The organism is Hoylesella timonensis S9-PR14 (genome assembly GCF_000762405.1).
GTDB lineage: Bacteria > Bacteroidota > Bacteroidia > Bacteroidales > Bacteroidaceae > Prevotella > Prevotella timonensis_A.
In genome coordinates this window covers 1-20,667 of record NZ_JRPQ01000062.1, presented here as the reverse complement: position 1 = coordinate 20,667, position 20,667 = coordinate 1, and the positions used below count along the sequence as shown (strand labels likewise).

Genomic DNA, 20,667 nt, shown 5'->3' with positions numbered 1-20,667 from the left:
TTAATCAAAGCAATAAATTATGATAGCAACTTACGTATTAGTAGCAATTGTAGTCTTGGCGTTAATCTTTGTCAAGCAAGCAATTATCATCATTCCACAGTCTGAAACCAAAATTGTGGAACGTCTCGGAAAGTATTATGCCACCCTAAGTCCAGGCATTAATGTCATCATCCCCTTTATCGATCGTGCCAAAACGATAGTCACCATGACTCGAGGAAGATACATTTATAGTACCAGTATCGACCTTCGTGAGCAGGTATATGATTTTGACAAGCAGAATGTGATTACCAAAGACAACATCCAAATGCAAATCAATGCATTGCTGTATTTCCAAATTGTCGACCCATTCAAAGCAGTTTACGAAATCAACAACCTGCCCAACGCCATAGAAAAGCTGACGCAAACAACCTTGCGTAACATTATTGGTGAACTTGAATTGGACCAAACGCTTACCTCGCGCGACACAATTAACACCAAACTTCGTGCCGTTCTCGATGATGCCACTAATAAATGGGGTATCAAGGTGAACCGTGTTGAATTGCAAGACATCACACCTCCCGAGAGTGTGTTGCAGGCGATGGAGAAACAGATGCAGGCAGAGCGTAACAAACGAGCTACCATTCTGACCAGCGAGGGCGAGAAGCAAGCTGCCATTCTGCAATCCGAAGGTGAGAAGACCAGCACTATCAACCGTGCCGAGGCTACCAAACAGCAGGCGATTCTTTATGCCGAAGGTGAGGCAACAGCACGCATTCGTAAGGCAGAGGCAGAAGCGATTGCCATTCAGAAGATTACTGAGGCAGTGGGGCAGAGTACCAATCCTGCTAATTACCTCTTGGCACAGAAGTACATTGCCATGATGCAAGAGTTGGCGTCTGGTAACCAATCCAAGACAGTCTACTTGCCTTACGAGGCTACCAACTTGCTCGGAAGCATAGGAGGCATTAAGGATTTGTTCAAGACAGAATAGAGATTCAATGTTGTTTCCGATAAATCAATGTGGGATAAAGCGAAAATAAGCAAACCCAGTAGCTTCTTCCATACAGCGAATATCGTGTCTTTGTAACATTGAGAATAAGATAATTTGGCAGAGTGATACAGATGATAGGCTCATCGTTCGTCACTCTGCCACATCTTTTTAATAATGATTCGTCCGCATAGCGAATATAGGTGGGAAAGCTTGAAACAGATGATGTTGCGCATTGCTCTTGGCAATAATACGGGTACATCATCTATAATGTTGATTTCTGCACTACGCACATCTCGGCAGAGTAGTTCGCTTTGCTCCAACATCTAAACAGCCAAGAGCATATCCATAGGGAAGTAAAGAAGTCTTTGGTTTACCTCAATTATTTTAAGTGGTGAAAGACAAACAGGGAAAGTCTTGCCGTTGCTCATTAAGAAATATAGGTTCATTGATTTTGATGAGCCTGTATTTGATGCTGCCAAGGGGTGATGTAATGACGTAGCCATGGGAATTTGTGAAAAAATAGGGAGAACAAAGCATTGAAACTTACAGCTGTGGCAAGGAAAATGTGAGTTAGCAATGGCGGTATTGTTCATATTTTCAAAGGCAAATTTCAAGTTTTTTTTGTGTTATCCGTTGCAAGTGAGCAAATTAAAGTCTAACTTTGTAGAAAAATATTGCAATGAATATCTGTATCGTAACAGGGGCACGCCCCAATTTCATCAAAGTGGCACCTATTATAAGGGCTATCAACAAAGCAGCTAATGAGGGTAGGGATATTACTTACCAATTGGTTTATGCGGGTAGGGAGGACGACCCTACACTGGAAAACTCACTCTTCGACGATTTGCAAATGCCACGTCCTGATACTTATTTAGGTGTAGATTGTGACAATCTCAACGAGCTTACAGGATGCGTCATGGCAGGTTTCGAGCATTATTTGCAAAGTCATCCCACCGATGTTGTTATTGTTGTGGACGATTTAGCCTCGACATTAGCAGCTGCCATCGTTACCAAAAAGCAGGGTATTACATTGGCTCACTTGGTGGCAGGCACCCGAAGTTTTGACATCAACATGCCGAAGGAAATCAATAGGTTGGTCATTGACGGGCTTAGTGATTTGCTGTTTACCGCTGGAATGAAGAGCAACAGTACCGCCACTCGTGAAGGAGCGGAGCAATCGAAGATTTATTTAGTGGGTAATATCCTTATGGATACCCTTCGTTACAACCGCAATCGTTTACAACGCCCTACAATCCTTAGTCAGTTAAATATCGAAGATGGTTCGTATCTCGTTTTTACATTGAATAGAAAGGCATTGCTGTCCAATGAAAAATTGCTACGCTCATTACTCCGAGTGATAGGCGATAGAAGTGGTGGCAGAAAGATTATAGCTCCCTTACGTGGTCGTGCAGCGCAGGTCGTTAGGCGACTTATTGGTGACGATTACCCAGCCTTTCAATTGATAGAACCCCTTACATATTTACAATTTGGCTATCTCACAGCCCATGCTTGCGGCATTATTACCGACAGTGGTAATGTGGCAGAAGAGGCAACGTTTCATGGTGTGCCCTGCATCACGCTCAATCGGTACACCGAGCATATTGAGACCGTGAAGGAAGGTTCTAATGTCTTGGTGGGCGAGGATACTGCGCTCTTGTCGAAAGCCATGGACCAGATGGTGGCAGGAGATTGGAAAAAGAGTTCCATACCTGATAGATGGGATGGACGGAGTGCCGAACGTATCGTACAAATCTTATTAGAACACAAATAAATCTTACAACTTACAAGCCCTACTCTGTTCGCAATTCATTTCGCTCAACAGGGGAGGGCTTTTCAAAATCTATTTCTATGATTGCATTTATTACAGGAGCTACCAGCGGTATCGGTCAGGCTTGTGCCTTCGCATTTGCTAAGAGTGGTTATCATCTCATTCTAACAGGTCGCAAACAAGAGCGTTTAGACGCGCTCAAACAAGAGTTAGCAGCCTTCCCTATTCAAGTTTTATGTCTTTGTTTTGATGTTCGTCATCGCGAGGAGGCTTCCAAAGCCGTAGAATCGCTTGACGAAAAGTGGCGTAACATTGATGTCTTGGTCAATAATGCTGGGTTGGCATTAGGATTGGAACCCGAATATGAGGGGAGTTTTGATGATTGGGACACGATGATAGACACTAATATTAAGGGATTACTCACGATGACCAGATTGATTGTGCCAGGTATGGTGGCTCGCAATCGTGGGCATGTTATCAACATAGGTTCTGTGGCTGGAGATGTTGCTTATGCCAACGGCAATGTGTATTGTGCCACCAAAGCCGCTGTCAAGGCTTTAAGCGATGGACTGAGAGTGGATCTTGTAAATACTGCTGTGAGGGTGACAACCGTCAAACCGGGATTGGTACAAACCAATTTCAGCGTTACTCGCTTTCATGGTAATCAAGACCGAGCACATCATGTGTATGAGGGCATCCAGCCACTCACTGGTGAGGATATTGCTGATGTGGTACTTTATGCCGCTCAAGCTCCTCAACATGTGCAGATAGCCGAAGTGTTGGTACTGGCTACTCACCAAGCTAATGGATTCACTATCAGTCGCAATCCCGACCGAAAAGAATCCTTATCCTAACCATGGGGGTGGTTGTGTCCCTATCGCAACCGTGTCTGTGTTACCAAAGCATGATGCTGGGGTGACAAAGTAGGAGCAGGGACGTGTCTTTTTCATCGTCCACTGCTCACCAAAATTTGTGAATATCGTATGCTACAGCGTAGAGACAATTATACTTTCCTGACGCAAGGATCCATTCGACGTGTCATTCTTACCATGGCAGTACCTACCATTGCCAGCATGTTGGTGACGAGTTTGTACAACGTTGCCGATACCTATTTTGTAGGAAAGATTAACACACAGGCGGTTGCAGCTGTGGGCATTGTGTTCTCTGTGATGTTCGTTATCCAGGCATTCAGCTTCTTTTTTGGCAATGGGTCTGGCAATTACATGGCTCGCGAGTTGGGAGCGCAACGACGGCATCATGCCCAAATCATGGCGTCAACTGCTTTTGCCTATGCCATTGCTTCGGGCTTGGTCATCATGGTGGTAGGCTTGCTATTCTTAGAGCCGCTGTCGGTGTGGCTGGGCAGTACTCCTACTATCCTTCCTTATACCAAACGATACTTAGGCATCATCTTGTTAGGTGCCCCTTTGATGACAGGTTCGTTGTGTCTTAACAATCAAATGCGCTTTCAAGGCAATGCATCGTTTGCCATGTGGGGTATCGTTTCGGGGGCTATTATCAATGTAGGACTGAACCCTATCTTTATTTTTCTGTTTGATTGGGGTATCACGGGGGCAGCTTTGGCAACGGTGCTGGGACAGTTGGTCAGTTTCTTGGTATTGCTGTACATGACTCGTTATGGCGGTAGTATGCGCATCAGCTTTCGTTACTTTTCGTTCTCTTGGGTTTATGTCAAGGAAATTTTAGCGGGTGGTACACCTTCTTTGTCGCGTCAAGGGCTCACCAGTGTTGCCAGTATCTTGTTAAACGTAGCTGCTGCCCAATATGGCGATGCAGCTGTTGCAGCCATGTCTATTGCCAATCGATTTACCATGATTGTCATGGCATCAGTCATTGGATTAGGACATGGGTTCCAACCGTTTTGCGGATTCAACTATGGAGCACACCTATATAGCCGTGTTCGACGTGGTTTTTGGTTCAGTGTGCAGGTTGGAACCTGTTTCTTGTTGGCTTGTAGTGTGTTAGGATGGGTGTTTTCCGATGGTATTGTGGAGCTGTTTAGGAACGATGCTGAAGTCATCAATATTGGGACGAAAGCCTTACGCTGGCAATTGGTGTCGTTGCCCGCCATGGCGTTTTTCCTTATGTCCAATATGTTGATGCAAACCATTCGTAAGACGTTCCGTGCCAACCTGCTGGCTGCCTCGCGCAGTGGTCTTTTCTTCATTCCTTTGGTAGTAATATTACCTCAATTTTTAGGTTTGCAGGGCGTGATGATGAGTCAGGCTTGTAGCGATATTTGCTCGCTACTCATTACATTGCCATTGCTGTATGCTACGTTTAGGGAGTTGGCGCAGGCGCAGAAGAACGATGCTAACCATCAGACAGCTTGACAACATTGCATGGGTATGGCATGATGTTTGTGGTAAAAGAATAAGTCCCCGTGTGAGCAAAACAGTCTGTTTTTCATTGTAAAACAGTCTATTTTGGAGTACAATACAGTCTGTTTTGCACCACAATACCACCTATTTTGTGGGTTTGGGCGTTAATGATATTTATTGATAATACAATAGAGAATAATGGAAAAGAAAACATTTACAATCAACGGAATGGCTTGCGAGCATTGCAAGTCTATGGTAGAAAAGCGTTTGTCGTGTTTAATAGGAGTTGAGTCAGCAAAGGTTGATTTGGCGCATCACACTGCCGAGGTGGCTTATGATGAGGAGTTAATAAGTCCAAAGGAGATGAAGAAGGCAGTAGATGAGGCAGGCTACGACTTCCAAGTGTAATAACTCTTTACACATTTAGCTTGCCAACTTGTCAACTCTTTAATTCAGTAACTCGTCAACTATTTAACACAACATGGTGAAGAAAACAATTCCAGTAGTGGGAATGGCATGTGCAGCTTGTTCTGCGCATGTGGAGCGAACGCTCAATTCCTTGCAAGGTGTACACTCGGCAGCAGTGAGTTTGCCCGGTAGAAGTGCCTTGGTAGACTATGATGAGCATGTGATTTCGCCCGAAGAGATGAAACGTGCCATCAATAACATAGGTTATGATCTCGTGATAGACGAAGAACAATCTGTGGAAGCAATAGAGCAGAATGAATACAGTCTGTTGAGGCGAAAGGTCATTCTCTCTTGGGTTTTTGCCGTGTTGTGCATGGCTGTATCGATGAGGTGGATTGATTTAGGGGCGAAAAATATCGTTAATCAAGTGGCGTTGCTCTTGGCTCTTGCCAATTTCTTATGTTGTGGACGAGCCTTTTTCATCAACGCATGGCGACAGTTGGTACATCGTTCTGCCAATATGGATACGTTGGTGGCACTTTCTACGGGCATTGCATTCTTGTTTAGTGTGTTCAATACTTTTGTCGGCGAGCAGGTTTGGGGCAGTCGAGGCATCGAATGCCACACCTATTTTGATGCTTCGGTGATGATTATCACCTTTGTTTTGACAGGAAGATTGTTGGAGGAAAAGGCTCGAAACAGTGCTGCAAGCAGTATACGGCAGCTGATGGGACTCTCTCCAAAGACGGCACATTTGGTTCAGGGAGACAGCATACAAGAGGTTCCACTTGCCACCATTAAAATAGGTGATACGGTAGAAGTGCGTGCAGGAGAGAAGATACCAGTAGATGGCATTGTAACATCGGCAACAAGTTTCATGCACAGCACTGGTGTATATGTGGATGAAAGTATGATAACAGGCGAACCAACGCCAGTATTGAAGTGTGAAGGCGGAGACGTCTTGGCAGGAACAGTGGTCTCGCAAGGCAAGTTTCAGTTCAAAGCTCGTCAGGTGGGTGAGCATACAGCATTGGCACAAATCATACAAATGGTGCAACAGGCTCAGGCAAGCAAAGCCCCCGTGCAGCGTATTGTAGACAAGGTGGCACTGGTGTTTGTTCCTGTAGTGCTGTTGTTGGCTTTGCTTACGTTTGTTTTGTGGTGGGTTGTAGGTGGCAACGCATTGTTGCCGCATGCTATACTGTCTGCCATTTCGGTATTAGTCATTGCTTGTCCCTGTGCTATGGGCTTGGCAACACCTACCGCACTGATGGTGGGAATGGGCAAGGCAGCACAAATGAATGTGCTCATCAAGGATGCTACAGCCTTAGAAGCCTTGCGAAGGGTAGATGCCATGGTTGTGGATAAGACAGGTACACTCACTATTCCCAACCAGCAAATAGACTTTACAGAGGCAGATGATTTATCTTTCGAGGCACGAGAGACCTTGAAACCGCATGCTCGTGAAGCCATGGAAATATTGCAAAAGCAAGAGAATATAGCAGTATATATGATGAGTGGCGACCGTCACGATACTGTAAAATATTGGGCAGAGCGTGCAGGTATATCGCATTTTTATAGTAAAGTGCTACCCCAAGATAAAGAGAATTTGGTGCGCCAGTTGCAGAATGAGGGCAAAAAGGTAGCCATGGTGGGCGATGGCATCAATGACACGCAAGCTTTGGCATTGGCAGATGTGAGTATCGCAATGGGTAAAGGAACCGATGTGGCAATGGATGTAGCACAAGTGACCTTGATGAGTGATGATCTTAGGCGCATACCGCAAGCCATACGTTTGAGCAAACAAACGGTACAGATGATATGGCAGAACTTGTTTTGGGCGTTTGTTTATAACCTGAGTTGCATTCCGTTAGCGGCAGGAGTGTTGTACATCTTTGGCATTAACTTTCAGATTACCCCCATGTGGGCAAGTGTTTTAATGGCATTTTCAAGTGTAAGTGTGGTGCTGAATAGCTTACGATTAAAGTACAAGAAGTAGAAGTATTTTTAAGCTTTTGCGAATTATTTTGGCACAGGATAATTATATTGGTCAAAGTATGTATGACGATTGTTGGGCATCCATCCACGTTCTACCGACAATTGTATGCTGAACGAAGGATTGAAATGATATTTCACAGCCGCTCCCAAGCGGTCGCCCATTGACGTCATGTCGTAGAGAGGGCGGAATATGGGCATGTTTTGATACAGTGACTTTTGACCATAGAGATAGGCTTCCCACCGTTCGTTGAAGCGATAACCCAACACGGCAGAGAGTCCTGCATCATGATATGATTGGTGACTCCACCTGAGACGATTGAGATAGCCACCCACTGCCAGTGATAAATTCTTGTTCAACGGCATGGCATACATTGCCGATACATTTTGTGTAAAGCCTGCTCCGCTCGGTGTATTCTTACCAATAAACCCGAAAACAGAAACCCCTAAATTCACGTTTAGCCCTTGATGCAAGTCCCAACCATACCAGCCAGTACCGTAATAGGGATACCAATAGCTGGCCATCACCTGCCCTTGTAGGTTGAGTGTTGGCAAATGAAGTGAGTCGCTGTCTGTGGCTGGCAATGCTGGCAGATAGCCATTCATCAGCGGTTGGGCTGATGCGCCAGCAGTATGTGGTTGGACAAAGGTTACAGTGTCGGTCTTTTCGGTTTTCGACAGTAACTGCTTCTTGTTTTCTTGCGCACCTATAGGCATGCAAAATAGCACTATCAAGGGGAGAATATACCACTTCTTCATGGTGAGCAAAGATAGATGATTGTGCCTATACAACAAAACTTTTAAGGGTAATTTTATTTTAATTATCAATTATTTTTTTGCTTCTTTGCTGTTTTGTACTATTTTTGTCAGCATAAAAAAGAAGAGATGACAATGAAAAAAACAACCATTTTTTTGGCTTTCTTGTTGTTAGGAGCCACTTTGAATATGTCTGCACAGCAACCAAATAAAAAGAAAAAGACCTTTGAAGAAAAGGTCTCCAAGTTCGTGAAACAAACCAAAAAAGAGTTGGAACAAGCAGGTCATGAACTCGGCGATGCTATCGGGTTCGATGATCGTCTGTACAGTAAGGCAGATTTGCTGCGGGTAAATGGTTCTTACTATATGCCCTTGTACAGCACCGATATGTATAAAGGCGATTCGGCATTGGAGTTTCGCACGCAGTGTACCAAACTGTTTCGACAAAAATATCCCAAGGCAAACATCCTGTCCGTTGCTATTCCACAGAAAGATTGGACTTTAGAAAAGATAGAGAAGGACGATGAAATAGTGGGCTATCGAAAGACTTTGCACTGTTTCGTTATTGCTCGTGATGGCGATGAAGGATATATCAATGCCAAGTTTACTTATGGTCAATCTAAAAAGGTGGGACACGACTTTGTACGCTCGGTTGCTGAATGGCCAAAATGGGAACGTACAGATGTCCTAACAACATCCGTCTATCAGCAACTATTAAAGTTATAAAGGTATCAATATCTTTCGCTCACTACTCGGAAGTCAATCAAAAAGCACAGAAGAATATTGTCAAGAAGACGCCAACTAAGGTTACGAAGTTTTGATATTTGATAGTGCGAATGCACTAAAAGCATCTTTTTGTCTGTTGTTTTCTTATTTTTCGAGCAAAATGTTTGTGAGTTACAAAATAATATTATACATTTGCAAGCAATTAAAAAGAGAACAAAATATGTTGAACTACGTGTACGCATCTTTCTATTACTTCTATCTTTACTTTACAAATACTTGTGAAGCGGAAGTTTGTGTGCCATAGTCAATTCAAAAAAATAATCCCATGAAAGCCCCGCTTCACGATATGTGAAAGCGGGGCTTTCGCTTGTAATGCCTCATAGAACAGATAAGGAGATGAAGAGAAAACAACACAATTCTTCCTGTCACCATGAGGTTGAAAGGGCAAAGATGATGAAGTTTGAACGATAAGTTCGTGGTCTAACTATAAAATCAACAACAAAATGAACATTCAACCTGCACAGCGTGTGAACCAAATACAAGAATATTATTTCAGTAAGAAACTGAAAGAAGTGGCACAGCTACAAGCCTCGGGAAACGATATTATCTCACTTGCCATAGGTAGTCCTGATATGCCGCCATCTCATCAAACGGTTCAAAAGCTCTGCGAAGTAGCCAACGACGTTTCTACACATGGCTATCAACCCACCTGTGGTACGCCAGAATTGCGCCAAGCCATGGCACGATTTTACGAAAAGTGGTATGGGGTGAGGCTCAACCCACAAACCGAAATACAGCCGCTTATTGGTAGTAAGGAAGGTATCTTGCACGTCACGCTGGCTTTTTGTAATCCGGGTGATGCCGTATTGGTTCCCAATCCAGGATATCCTACTTATACTTCGCTGAGTAAATTGTTGGGAGTACAGGTACTCAATTATGACTTGCGAGAGGAGAACGCATGGCAGCCCGACTTTGATGAGTTAGAACAAATGGATTTGACAAAGGTTCGACTGATGTGGACCAATTATCCTCACATGCCTACGGGCGGCAATGCGCAATTGGAGACGTATGAGAAATTAGTGACATTTGCGCAAAAACACAATATTGTGATTGTCAATGACAATCCTTATTCGTTCATACTCAACGACCGTCCATTGTCAATCATGCAAGTAGAGGGAGCCAAAAATTGCTGCATAGAGTTCAACTCTATGTCGAAAAGCTTTAATATGCCAGGGTGGAGAGTGGGCTTGTGCGCATCGAATGCAACATATATTTCGTGGATTCTCAAGATAAAAAGCAACATAGACAGTGGCACCTTTCGCGGTATTCAGTTGGCTGCAGCTGAGGCATACAACACCAATGACGAAATGTGGCATTATATAAATAATGTGAAGGTGTACAAAGAGCGTCGCAAGATAGCCGAGAAGATAATGCAAGTCTTGGGCTGTAGATACGATCATGCACAGGTAGGGATGTTTTTATGGGGGCGTATTCCTGCCAAATATGAGGATGCCGAGCAACTCACCGAACGTGTATTGCATAAGTCGAACGTTTTTATCACCCCAGGATTTATATTTGGTAGCAACGGAAAACGTTATATCCGAATATCACTTTGTGCCAAAGAAACAAAGATGAACGAAGCTTTGATGCGACTTCAGGCAATGGCATGGTAAACGTTTATGATGTAACAAAGTCTTCAAAATCAATAGGAGAATTTGAACAAAACGAGCAATTAGAAATATTTATATGGATAAAATATTTACCTTTGCCATTGTGTCAAAGGTGATAGAAAATAGAAAAATGAAATGGAATTAGACTTATTACCACTCAATTTACAAAGCGATGTAAAGCGTCCTTTTGTCATTGCGGGACCTTGTAGTGCCGAAACGGAGCAACAGGTCATGGAGACAGCATGGCAATTGAAAAGGAAAGGATGCCATAATTTTAGGGCTGGTGTGTGGAAACCCCGCACCAAACCCGGTTGTTTCGAAGGAAAAGGAGAGGAAGCCTTGTCATGGTTGAGGCGTGTAAGGCAGGAGACAGGCATGCTGGTGTCTACCGAGGTGGCTACGCCACAGCATGTAGAATTATGCTTGAAATATGAATTAGATTTTCTGTGGGTAGGGGCTCGCACGACAACTAACCCCTTTGCTATGCAGGCTTTGGCTGATGCACTGCAAGGAGTAGATATCCCTGTGTTTGTTAAAAACCCTGTAAATCCAGATTTGGAGTTATGGATGGGAGCCATGGAACGTCTCAATAGGGCAGGCGTTCAGCGAATAGCAGCCATACATCGTGGTTTTTCAAGTTATGAAAAATCTATGTATCGCAATCTCCCTATGTGGCAAATTCCCATTGAGTTGCATCGTCGTATCCCGCAGCTTCCTATCATTTGCGACCCCAGTCATATGGGTGGAAAGCGTGAACTGATAGCTCCACTTTGCCAACAAGCTATGGATTTGGGATTCGAAGGACTGATTGTTGAGTCGCATTGCAACCCTCATTCTGCTTGGAGTGATGCAAAGCAGCAGGTTCTTCCAGAGGAGTTAGATGCCATCTTGTCTAAGCTGGTGGTGCGAGATGAATATACAACAACTGATGATTTGCAAAATTTGCGCGCAGAAATAGACCAGTTAGACGACCAACTGATGAATTTGCTGAGTAAACGACTTCGCATTTGTCGTGAAATAGGGCAGTATAAGAAGGAACATAATTTAACTGTTTTGCAATCAAATAGATACAGTGAAATCTTAGAAAAGCGTGGAAAGCAAGGTGTACAATATGGACTGTCGGCAGAGAGTGTGGCAAATATCTTTGAAGAGATACACCAAGAGAGCGTGAGGCAACAACTGAAAATCATTAATTCATAATATAGTTGACAAGTTGACAAGTTGACGAGTTGACGAGTTGACGAGGAGACAAGTAAATAGACTTATTGCTTATAAGACTATCAACTGGTGAACTTGTAAACTCGTCAACTTGTCAACTATATTATGAATTAAGAATTATGAATTAAAACAAGCTATGCGAATATTAGTAATGGGTGCAGGTAAGATGGGAAGTTTCTTCATTGACCTGCTGAGTTTCGACCACCAAGTAGCAGTATATGAAAAAGATGCCCAGCGTATGCGGTTCACTTACAACTGTCAGCGGTTTACTTCTTTAGCGGAGATTCGTGATTTTGAACCCGAATTAGTTATCAATGCCGTTACGGTGAAGTACACGATTGCTGCTTTCCAAGAGGTGATGCCGTATTTGCCAACAGGATGTATCTTGAGTGATATTAGTTCGGTGAAGACAGGATTAAAAGCATTTTACGACTCAACTCCCCATCCTTACGTGTCTACTCACCCTATGTTTGGCCCCACATTTGCCAATTTACACCAGTTAAGTCAAGAAAATGCGATTGTTATTAGTGAGGGTGACTATATGGGACGCATCTTCTTTAAGGAGCTATACCGTGGATTAGGATTAAATATCTACGAATATACCTTTGACGAACACGATCAAACGGTGGCTTATTCGTTAAGCATTCCGTTTGTTAGCACCTTTGTCTTTGCTGCCGTGATGAAGCATCAAGATGCGCCAGGGACAACCTTTAAGCGACATATGCAGATAGCTCGTGGGGTTTTGAACGAAGATGATTACTTGTTACAAGAAATACTTTTCAACCCCTATACACACGACCAAGTGTCGCAGATACGAGAGGAATTAAAAGAACTTTTGCAGGTGATTGATGACAAAGATGCTGAAGGTATGAAAAAATATCTTACTAAAATAAGGCAAAATATGAGAGAAGATTTGTAGCTTTGTAGAACGAAGTTACGAAAAGAGTGTAATTTATTGGAAATGAGCGTTGGTTAATCGCTCTTGATAGTAATAGGTTACGATTTAGTTAGTTATCTACTGCATTATCCTTCTGCGCGTTGCGTAACCTTCAAAGAACTCTTCGTATGCAAAAGTAGCTATTTAATCCGAGATTTTGATATAAACTCCCAGATTTTTATCCCCTCATTCATAAGATTTTTCCGTAAAAGCGGTATTATCCGTCGGCACACCATTGCCCAAAACGAGTTTGGAACAAACGTGTGCCAACTACCGCATAGCCGGAGAAAAGGGCATTGCCTCACGCCTAAACGATGTTTAGACAGATGAAGCAATGCCCCTTTCTTTTGCGCCTATGCCAAGAGGTGCTTTTACGGGTTTTCAGATGATTTTTTTTTTCGCTGTCCCTTTTGCCGGAAGCGGAAAGTGAATGCAGAGTGTGTCCGCCTGCCCCATGAATGAAACAGGTAGCCACACACAGCGGGCAATCCGGGAAGAATGATTGTTGTCGCCCGGCTGGACAAGTCCTGTCGGATCGGAAAACAATCATACTTCCTTTGTAGTGGTTTGCCCTTTTCACGCTTCCGGTGATGTCTTTTTCCTTTTGGTGATTCCTTTTTTACGGATTTTTCCCTGAAGTTTTTTCTACCCAATCAGCCTCTGTTTTCGTTTACCTCCATTTTTGCGCCTTTCAGTGAGCCGCATCAGGCAGTCATTTCCGTTCTGGGCGCAAAGGTAATTCCGGGATTGGACGGGAAAGCAAGGTCAAGCCTCCTGTTTTCGGTAAAAATCTCCAGCCCTGCGGGTAGTATTTTGACCGAAAAACCTTGCATTCCCTAATCCCTACCTTTTCAAGCACCCGAAACGAAAACGACCGATGCGACAGAAAGACGCATAAAAAAAAATGTCGGATAAACGAGAGGCAGATAAGATAGTTTGAAACTCAACTCCCTCAGCTCTTGAATCCGCATAAAAAACAAAAAAATCAAAAACAGCGAAGATATGACAGCAACGGCAAATTTCAGACAAGTGGCGCAATACATCGGGTTGGCGATATGCGGCTTGATGATGCGCACCGCCTTCGGGGTGTTCGGCATCCTTTGGGGCATCATCAGAGAGATTGTAAACGGAGTGTTCCGAGTGGCGATAGGTGTAATCGTGGCTATCCTTTTCACCATTGCCTTCTTCGGCTTCATCCTTTGGTTATTCACCCTTTAACCCTTACCGACATGGCAAAGAGAAACTGCAAGACGGTAGCGCAGCAGTGCAAATATTACGAGGTGGACAACATCTTCGTGTATATGGTGGAAACGTACATCAACGGCAATTTTAGCACTTTCCGAAGATTGTACCACGAACTGAACAAGGACGCACGGAGGGACTTCATGGACTTCCTTCTCAGCGAGGTAGAGCCGACCTATTGGAGAGAGATACTTAAACAGACAATCTAAAAACGACAGCGATATGAAAGGAACAGACCATTTCAAAAGAACGATACAAATGTATCTGGAACAGCGGGCGGAGGAAGATACGCTCTTTGCGAAGAAGTACCGCAACCCTGCCAAAAACATAGACGAGTGTGTGACCCACATTCTGAACTATGTGCAGAAAAGCGGTTGCAGCGGCTTCACGGACGGAGAGATATTCGGGCAAGTCATCCACTACTATGAGGAAAACGAGATAGAGGTGGGCAAACCTATGAACTGCCAAGTGGTGGTGAACCATGTTGTGGAACTCACGGAAGAGGAAAAGGCGGAGGCACGTCAGAATGCAGTCCGCAGATACCAAGAGGAGGAACTCCGCAAGTTGCAGAACCGCAACAGACCGTCAGCGAGAAAAGAAACCCACCCCCAACCCTCATTATTTGATTTAGGCTTATGAAACCGAAGACCAAGATACAGAAAGAGGTGGCAAGACTTTCAGCCAACCTCCGCCCCATATCAACGACACAAATTGAATGGGCATACCGCCACTGCATTGAACATATAGGCTACCGCACCAAGAAAGGGAACATCACCTGCTCCGACTGCGGTCACGAGTGGCACAGCGACAGCGTACTGTGCGACACCCTTGAAGGTTGCACCTGCCCCAAATGCCATGCCGAACTCAAAGTGCAGGACACACGCAAACGTATCTACAAGGAAACGCAGTATTTCAGCGTGATAACCACCTGCAAAGGCTATCAGGTAATCCGTGTGGCGCAGGTCAGATGCGAGAGCAGGAAAGGCGAGCCGATGCACTTCTATTGCCACGAGGTTGTGCAGCGTTGGATTTCACCCGACGGTAAGGTTACGGACATGGCGTTGCTCCGTGGCTTCACATTCTGTTACTGCGATGTATGGGCATTGTGCAGCGCGATGGAGATAAGACCGCACAACAGCCTATACGATGATGTTGTGGCAAGAAGCTGTGCATATCCCAAAATGAGGGTATTACCCCAACTCAGACGCAACGGCTTCAAGGGCGATTTCCACGGCATTTCCCCCGTGCGTCTTTTCAAAGCCTTGCTTTCAGACCCAAGAATTGAAACCCTTATGAAAGGCGGTGAGATTGAGGTTATGAAACACTTTCTTTTCAATGCCCGTACTGCCGATGAATGCTGGGCATCATATCTGATTGCCAAGCGTCACAAGTATCTGATAGACAACTTCTCCATGTGGTGCGACTATCTGCGTATGCTCAACAAACTCGGTCAAGACCTCCGCAACCCGAAGAACATCTGCCCCGAAGATTTCATGGCGGCACACGACAACGCAACCCGAAAGATTGAAACCATACACGAGAAGGAACGAGCCGAGCAACGCCGCCGCTGGGAGATTGAAAGGCGTGAGCGTGAGCAACAGCGGCAACTGCAAAGGGAAAAAGATGCGGAGGATTTCATCGCCAACAAATCCAAATTCTTCGGATTGGTAATCACGGACGAGGAAATAATCATCAAGGTGCTTGAAAGTATAGACGAGTATTACAGCGAGGGCAAGGCACAGAACATCTGCGTGTTCGGCAGTGAATACTACAAGAAAGCCGACACCCTCATACTCTCGGCAAGGATTGGCGGTGAGATAATTGAAACCGTAGAGGTGGATTTGCGGACACTCAAGGTGGTGCAGTGCCACGGCAAGTACAACCAAGACACCGAATACCACGAGCGCATCATAGACCTTGTGAATAAGAACGCCAACCTTATCCGTGAGCGGATGAAAGTGGCATAGCATCAACCCTAAAACAACATTGATATGGAAGTAAGAATTGAAAGCATGATTTGTGTGTGGGACGATAAAATCCCTGCATTGTTCCTTGAATTTGTAAACCTCCTCACTCTCACAACGAGTGAGGGGGAATTGAGAAAGAGCGTAAAGGAGTTTGCCGAGAAGCACGAACTTGACAAGTTCTTCCTTTACGGCTTCGGCTCACACCATTTCTACCTGCACCAACGCTACACGAGCAACCCCGAAATGGTGATGAAGAACAGAGTTCTGTCAGTACATTTTTAACCATCTAAAAAGCAACATTATGGCAACACGAATGACCATCAACGGAGTAAGTACCTGCACGGAAGCAGGTACGGAGAAATACGAGCGTTTCCAATCGGGTATCGGCAGACGCAGGCGGACACTTGTGCAATACGACTACCGCCACACGGACGGAGAATTGTTCGCTTGTGTAAAAACCACATTGGACGAGTGCCGAACCGCAAGGGACAAGTGGCTGAACGCAAAGCAGGGAAAGGAGGGCAACCGATGAACACGACCTATCAAACGCTGATAGTCAAATTCAGCGAACCTATCACGGCATTGGACGGTATCTTTGACGATGCCCAAGCGTGGGGAACTGACACCCTCAAAGGGTGGATAGATGATTACGAAAGCACACGTTTCACCGCCACCGACAGCCATACGGCAGTCATCACGAGCGAGTATAATATGGAATGTGTGAAAGAGTGGCTGCAACGGCAGACACCCATTGCCGAGATGCGAGAATTTTGAACAAGTTGGCGGTGCGGACACCGCCAACACTTAAAACCCTAAAAACAACGGTTAATGATAGCACAGACGATATTACAGCAGATAGGCGGAAGAAGATTTACCGCCATGACGGGTAGCCGTGATTTCATCGACATGGGCAACGGCTTACGGATGAGCCTTACACGGAACAAGACAAGTGCCAACCGCCTTGACATCATCTATGATGCGGGGGCAGACCTCTACAATATGCGGTTCTACCGCAGGACATTCAGCAAAAAGACTTTCGAGTGCAAGGAAAAGTACATTGCCGTACACGAGGGCATCTATTTTGATATGCTGGAAGAAATATTCACGATGGTGACGGGACTTTACACACGCTTTTGAGTTGCGGCGGCGAGAGCCGCCCTACTTTCTTTCGGTGAGCATGATGGCGGACAAAGAAAGTAGCAAAGAAACCTCTGTGCCAATCTGCGATATTATTCACAAAAACAAGTTTTTATTATGGAAACAATCAGGCAGGACGGAAAAATCATCTTGCACGGCAACGACGGCATAAGCATAAAGATGATTTTCAAAAACCTTACGGGAAAGAATTTTCAAGGTAGGGAGTATGCGGACTATATCCGTCACATCGCAATCGGGAGCATGGGATTTACACCCGGAAGCATCGAATTTTGCAGGGATGGTGACGTGATAGATACGGGTACAATCCCGAATGTATGAAAAGCGGAAAATCCGATGAAGTTGGCGGCTTCATCGGATTTTCATTTACAGTCACGGGATATACAGCAGTGCAAACTCCGCCTTTCTCCGTTTGAGCAGCATGGCGTGGCGTTTTCCTTTGTAGTTGCAGAAGGCTACATACTCCCGGTAGATGTTCCTGTCGCCAGCCTCCAGCTTCTTTATCAAGGTGCTTTTAGGGATTGTCTTGCTACCCAAAAGCCGGTATGGACCCACGTTGTAAGCAAGCGTGGCAAGTAAAAGACTATCCTTCCCGAACTGCCGGAACATCGCGCAGAACTTCCGCAGGTCTTTCCGCAGGAGCGCGTCCGCCTGCCGCTTCGTCATGGTTCGTGCCGAGTACCTTTCGCCCGGCAAAATCTTGTGACCCCAACCCACGTATGGGTGGTGCTTTTCCGAGTGCCATCCCTCAAAATACTTCGTGCATCGTACCGCCCTCTCGAATAGAGACAGCCGGTAGATTGCCGCCTGCCCGTCCGTTCCCTCTTGGCGGCTGATCTGTGCGGACACAAAACAGACCGTCAGAAGCGAACAGAGCATTGTCATGAATACACGCATCATTTTAGCAAGGGGCTGAAGTTGCCGATGGGAACGATGGTCAAACCGTCATCCTTTGCATTCCGGTTGTTGAAGTCAAATTCCAACTCGAAAGAGTTGCCGAAGTTGTCCTCCACCACCACAATAAAGTTGTGCGCCTCTTCGCCCTCCGCCGTGTAGTACAGGCGGAACTTTTCGTTCTCCAGCAGGTAGCGGTCGTTAGGCAGGAAGGTGATGCCGTTATCCATTTTCAACTTTCCTTCTCCCTCAAACTGAAAATAGCGGATGGTGTAAAGCGTGTTAGCGAAGTCGCCCTCCTTTTTCAGCTCACAGCGGATTTCCACCGTCTGCCCCTTCGTCACCTTGTTCGGCACGGGCATGACCTCCACCGTGAAGGGATAGGACTGCTGGATGTCCATGTCGTCATCGCACGACACGATGGTGAATGACACAGCGGCTATCAGGCATAACGCCACCACCTTAAAGATATTTGTTCTCTTGTTTCTGTTGTTCAGTATGTTCATTTTTCTTCGATTTTTAGATGGTTGTTTTTCTGTTTTTTCGTTGTCTGTTGCAGATACTCGTTCAAGTCCTTGCAACCGCCATAGAGGGAGGAACGGTCGGCGACATGCGCCCCATACCGTTTGGCAAGAGCGTCAAGCGTCCGCCGTCCGGCTTCGTCACGGTCAAGGAAGCATCCGATGCGCCCGTAGCCGTCCAGCAATCCCGCCGCCTTCTCCACGTTGGCGACAGAGTTCAGTACAAGGCAGTCAGCGTTACCGGTTACGCCAAGCGTCACGGCGGAGAGAAAGTCCATGAAGCCCTCAAACACGAGGCACTCGTCAGCCGGGATTTCCTTCGTCCTTGCCAAAGACACATCTTTTGGCGGGATGCACCCCTTGAAATATCGGCTTCGGACTTCATATCCACCTGCCATATTCAGGAAACCGACAGCGAAATACCGTTTTCCACGCACACTGTAGTTCAGGCGGCAACAGTGGCGGGATGCTACTCCGATTGGTATGCCTCGTTCCTCTAAATACTCCGTCAGCGGTGAACGAAACAGCGGAGCGACCTCCACATCCTCAAAGACAGGTTCGGTCGGCTTCGGGAGATAGGCGGGCTTTTCCCATCCGGCAACCGTCATATTGGCGGCTTCCGCTATGAACTTCGCTTGCTTCATGAAGTCATCGCTTTGCAGAAACTCCCCGGCAAGCGTGAAGATGTCACCGCCCTTGCCCAAACCGAAGTCGTACCAAAGCTGTTTCGCCACGTTCACACGGAAAGAGGGGGTGCGCTCGCCCCTGTACGGGGCGATATACCACAGCTCGTTACCGCTCCTTCTGACAGGCTCATGCCCCAACCGTGCGAGAAAATCCGCAAGCGGCATCCTTCTGATAGCATCTATTTCCGTCCGTTCCATGCCCGTGTCAGTTGATGATGAACTTGACGCCGACCCCGAACTGCGTGTGGAACTTCCGCGTGTCGCCACCCCACAGGCAACGCTCACGCAGGTTGGCAAGCAGGGCGATACGGTCTGTCACGTAGCACTCCACATCGAGCGTCAGCGCACCGCCGTAGATGAAGGCGTCCCGGTCGTGCAGCGTGGAGCCGTCATGCAGCACCTTATTCCCCCAATTCACCGATTCATATCCGGCGAGAGCCGAAGCCCCGGCATAGACGAACACGATTTTTCGGGCGTCCGACAGTATCTTGAAGTAATATCCGCCCTCCGCCGTGAACTGCGCCACGGGTATCTTGGTATCCTTGTAGGGATTGTTTTTCAGGAGGTATTCGCCACCGAACACCCACTTGTTCCCCCTCTTCGTGTAAGTGGAGAGAGCCGCCCCGAAACTGTACCCGCCGTCCTTGCCGCCGGGATTGAAGCCGTCCGCCATGTCCGCCCTCACCTCGATGCCCTGCATCTTCGGCAGACACCGCTGGGCGTGCGCCTGCCCTGTAAAAAGGGCAAGCGACGCGATGATTATTGCGATGTACTTTCTCATGGTCAGCGCACTTGAAGTTCGTTGATGGTACCCGCACGTACCAAATCCTCGTTCTCAATCACGAAGGACTGGTGACGGCCGCCGTTCTTCTCGTTCAGCTCCACCACGAGGCACTTGTCATCGGGGATGGTGAACTTCGCCATCGTGAAGACCGTGCGCTCGCTCTTTTTGCCCGGCACGAGGGTGGCGTAGTTCTGCGCGCGGAGCGGCAGGATGATCTGCTCCTGCACGGCGGTACGCTTCGCCACCTTCTTGTCCACGATTTTCCAAGTGATGTAGTCCACATCGAAAGGCACGTTGCTCTGGTTCTTTATCTCCGTGTGGAAATAGAGCAATCCGTTGTGCGTGTAGATGCCTTTGAGAAGATACTGGATGCCGAAACGCTTGCAGCCGATATGCTTCACCTCGCGCTTGTTCTGTTTGTGGATGGACTTCATGATAAGTCGCACCAGCATCGGGCTTTCGCTGCCCAGCTCTTTCAGATAGATTTCCTGTGCGTTATTCGGGCGGTTCACCGTGCTGCCGTCATGGATGAAGTCGCACATCTCCACATTGAGCAACAGCGGTTCGGCGGCGTACTTCACGTGTAGGCTCGGCGATGGGCGCCTTACCACCTTTCGGTGGTAGGTTT

General features: G+C 46.3%; 25 protein-coding genes. 19 read left to right on the top strand and 6 right to left on the bottom strand.

Annotated elements, in window-relative coordinates; translation table 11 throughout:
* Positions 1-19 precede the first annotated feature (19 nt).
* The 6 genes from HMPREF9304_RS03030 (at position 20) to HMPREF9304_RS03005 (ending at position 7,487) form a co-directional block, all read left to right on the top strand.
* Positions 20-970, top strand: coding sequence for an SPFH domain-containing protein (locus HMPREF9304_RS03030; protein WP_025071628.1), 951 nt, complete (start codon positions 20-22; stop codon positions 968-970).
* A 679-nt stretch (positions 971-1,649) separates the two neighbouring features.
* The gene (wecB, locus tag HMPREF9304_RS03025; protein WP_036926316.1) at positions 1,650-2,741 is read left to right on the top strand and encodes a non-hydrolyzing UDP-N-acetylglucosamine 2-epimerase; all 1,092 of its coding nucleotides are present in this window, start codon (positions 1,650-1,652) and stop codon (positions 2,739-2,741) included.
* A gap of 71 nt (positions 2,742-2,812) precedes the next feature.
* Positions 2,813-3,592, top strand: coding sequence for an SDR family oxidoreductase (locus tag HMPREF9304_RS03020; protein ID WP_374187977.1), 780 nt, complete (start codon positions 2,813-2,815; stop codon positions 3,590-3,592).
* A 129-nt stretch (positions 3,593-3,721) separates the two neighbouring features.
* Positions 3,722-5,092, top strand: a complete 1,371-nt coding sequence (locus HMPREF9304_RS03015) for an MATE family efflux transporter (RefSeq protein WP_036926314.1) — start codon at positions 3,722-3,724, stop codon at positions 5,090-5,092.
* 186 nt (positions 5,093-5,278) lie between these two features.
* Entirely contained in the window at positions 5,279-5,488 is a 210-nt protein-coding gene (locus HMPREF9304_RS03010; protein WP_036926312.1) for a heavy-metal-associated domain-containing protein, read from the top strand.
* Between the two features lie 73 nt (positions 5,489-5,561).
* On the top strand, positions 5,562-7,487 hold the full coding sequence (locus HMPREF9304_RS03005) for a heavy metal translocating P-type ATPase (RefSeq protein WP_036926311.1): 1,926 nt from the start codon (positions 5,562-5,564) through the stop codon (positions 7,485-7,487).
* A gap of 23 nt (positions 7,488-7,510) precedes the next feature.
* On the opposite strand, the gene HMPREF9304_RS03000 is transcribed toward HMPREF9304_RS03005, so the two are convergent.
* Positions 7,511-8,242 (bottom strand): hypothetical protein, encoded by a 732-nt coding sequence (locus HMPREF9304_RS03000; RefSeq protein ID WP_036926310.1) that lies wholly within the window; start codon positions 8,240-8,242, stop codon positions 7,511-7,513.
* Between the two features lie 132 nt (positions 8,243-8,374).
* On the opposite strand from HMPREF9304_RS03000, the gene HMPREF9304_RS02995 reads away from it, so the two are divergent.
* From HMPREF9304_RS02995 to HMPREF9304_RS02935, 13 genes are all read left to right on the top strand, one after another.
* Entirely contained in the window at positions 8,375-8,965 is a 591-nt protein-coding gene (locus HMPREF9304_RS02995) for a hypothetical protein (RefSeq protein ID WP_036926354.1), read from the top strand.
* A gap of 503 nt (positions 8,966-9,468) precedes the next feature.
* The gene (locus HMPREF9304_RS02990) at positions 9,469-10,638 is read left to right on the top strand and encodes a pyridoxal phosphate-dependent aminotransferase (protein ID WP_036926309.1); all 1,170 of its coding nucleotides are present in this window, start codon (positions 9,469-9,471) and stop codon (positions 10,636-10,638) included.
* Between the two features lie 132 nt (positions 10,639-10,770).
* On the top strand, positions 10,771-11,835 hold the full coding sequence (locus HMPREF9304_RS02985; RefSeq protein ID WP_036926308.1) for a bifunctional 3-deoxy-7-phosphoheptulonate synthase/chorismate mutase type II: 1,065 nt from the start codon (positions 10,771-10,773) through the stop codon (positions 11,833-11,835).
* 154 nt (positions 11,836-11,989) lie between these two features.
* Positions 11,990-12,772, top strand: coding sequence for a prephenate dehydrogenase/arogenate dehydrogenase family protein (locus HMPREF9304_RS02980; RefSeq protein ID WP_008123073.1), 783 nt, complete (start codon positions 11,990-11,992; stop codon positions 12,770-12,772).
* A 1,020-nt stretch (positions 12,773-13,792) separates the two neighbouring features.
* Positions 13,793-14,008, top strand: coding sequence for a hypothetical protein (locus HMPREF9304_RS13945; protein WP_008126037.1), 216 nt, complete (start codon positions 13,793-13,795; stop codon positions 14,006-14,008).
* 11 nt (positions 14,009-14,019) lie between these two features.
* The gene (locus HMPREF9304_RS02970) at positions 14,020-14,241 is read left to right on the top strand and encodes a hypothetical protein (protein ID WP_004371749.1); all 222 of its coding nucleotides are present in this window, start codon (positions 14,020-14,022) and stop codon (positions 14,239-14,241) included.
* 13 nt (positions 14,242-14,254) lie between these two features.
* Positions 14,255-14,671 (top strand): PcfK-like family protein, encoded by a 417-nt coding sequence (locus tag HMPREF9304_RS02965; RefSeq protein ID WP_004371748.1) that lies wholly within the window; start codon positions 14,255-14,257, stop codon positions 14,669-14,671.
* The gene (locus tag HMPREF9304_RS02960) at positions 14,668-15,999 is read left to right on the top strand and encodes a PcfJ domain-containing protein (protein WP_028900990.1); all 1,332 of its coding nucleotides are present in this window, start codon (positions 14,668-14,670) and stop codon (positions 15,997-15,999) included. Before HMPREF9304_RS02965 ends, HMPREF9304_RS02960 begins: the two co-directional genes overlap by 4 nt.
* A 24-nt stretch (positions 16,000-16,023) precedes the next feature.
* Positions 16,024-16,281 (top strand): DUF8466 domain-containing protein, encoded by a 258-nt coding sequence (locus HMPREF9304_RS02955; RefSeq protein WP_004371745.1) that lies wholly within the window; start codon positions 16,024-16,026, stop codon positions 16,279-16,281.
* 19 nt (positions 16,282-16,300) lie between these two features.
* Complete coding sequence (locus HMPREF9304_RS02950; protein ID WP_004293898.1) at positions 16,301-16,531, top strand: DUF3873 domain-containing protein; 231 nt, start codon at positions 16,301-16,303, stop codon at positions 16,529-16,531.
* Positions 16,528-16,773, top strand: a complete 246-nt coding sequence (locus tag HMPREF9304_RS02945) for a DUF6956 domain-containing protein (RefSeq protein WP_008126028.1) — start codon at positions 16,528-16,530, stop codon at positions 16,771-16,773. Before HMPREF9304_RS02950 ends, HMPREF9304_RS02945 begins: the two co-directional genes overlap by 4 nt.
* A gap of 54 nt (positions 16,774-16,827) precedes the next feature.
* Entirely contained in the window at positions 16,828-17,136 is a 309-nt protein-coding gene (locus tag HMPREF9304_RS02940; protein WP_004371741.1) for a hypothetical protein, read from the top strand.
* 117 nt (positions 17,137-17,253) lie between these two features.
* On the top strand, positions 17,254-17,475 hold the full coding sequence (locus tag HMPREF9304_RS02935; RefSeq protein WP_004371739.1) for a DUF7688 family protein: 222 nt from the start codon (positions 17,254-17,256) through the stop codon (positions 17,473-17,475).
* Between the two features lie 51 nt (positions 17,476-17,526).
* Here HMPREF9304_RS02935 and HMPREF9304_RS02930 read toward each other — a convergent pair whose 3' ends face one another.
* The 5 genes from HMPREF9304_RS02930 to traN form a co-directional block, all read right to left on the bottom strand.
* The gene (locus HMPREF9304_RS02930; protein WP_004371737.1) at positions 17,527-18,054 is read right to left on the bottom strand and encodes a glycoside hydrolase family protein; all 528 of its coding nucleotides are present in this window, start codon (positions 18,052-18,054) and stop codon (positions 17,527-17,529) included.
* Positions 18,051-18,554, bottom strand: coding sequence for a DUF3872 domain-containing protein (locus tag HMPREF9304_RS02925; protein WP_004371735.1), 504 nt, complete (start codon positions 18,552-18,554; stop codon positions 18,051-18,053). The genes HMPREF9304_RS02930 and HMPREF9304_RS02925 overlap by 4 nt, the downstream gene beginning before the upstream one ends.
* Complete coding sequence (locus tag HMPREF9304_RS02920; protein ID WP_004371733.1) at positions 18,551-19,453, bottom strand: DUF8464 domain-containing protein; 903 nt, start codon at positions 19,451-19,453, stop codon at positions 18,551-18,553. The genes HMPREF9304_RS02925 and HMPREF9304_RS02920 overlap by 4 nt, the downstream gene beginning before the upstream one ends.
* A gap of 7 nt (positions 19,454-19,460) precedes the next feature.
* A complete protein-coding gene (locus HMPREF9304_RS02915) occupies positions 19,461-20,036 on the bottom strand; it encodes a conjugal transfer protein TraO (RefSeq protein WP_004371731.1) in 576 nt (191 codons plus the stop codon).
* Between the two features lie 2 nt (positions 20,037-20,038).
* Positions 20,039-20,667, bottom strand: a 629-nt coding sequence (gene traN / locus HMPREF9304_RS02910) for a conjugative transposon protein TraN (protein ID WP_052045866.1), incomplete at its 5' end; no start/stop codon positions are given.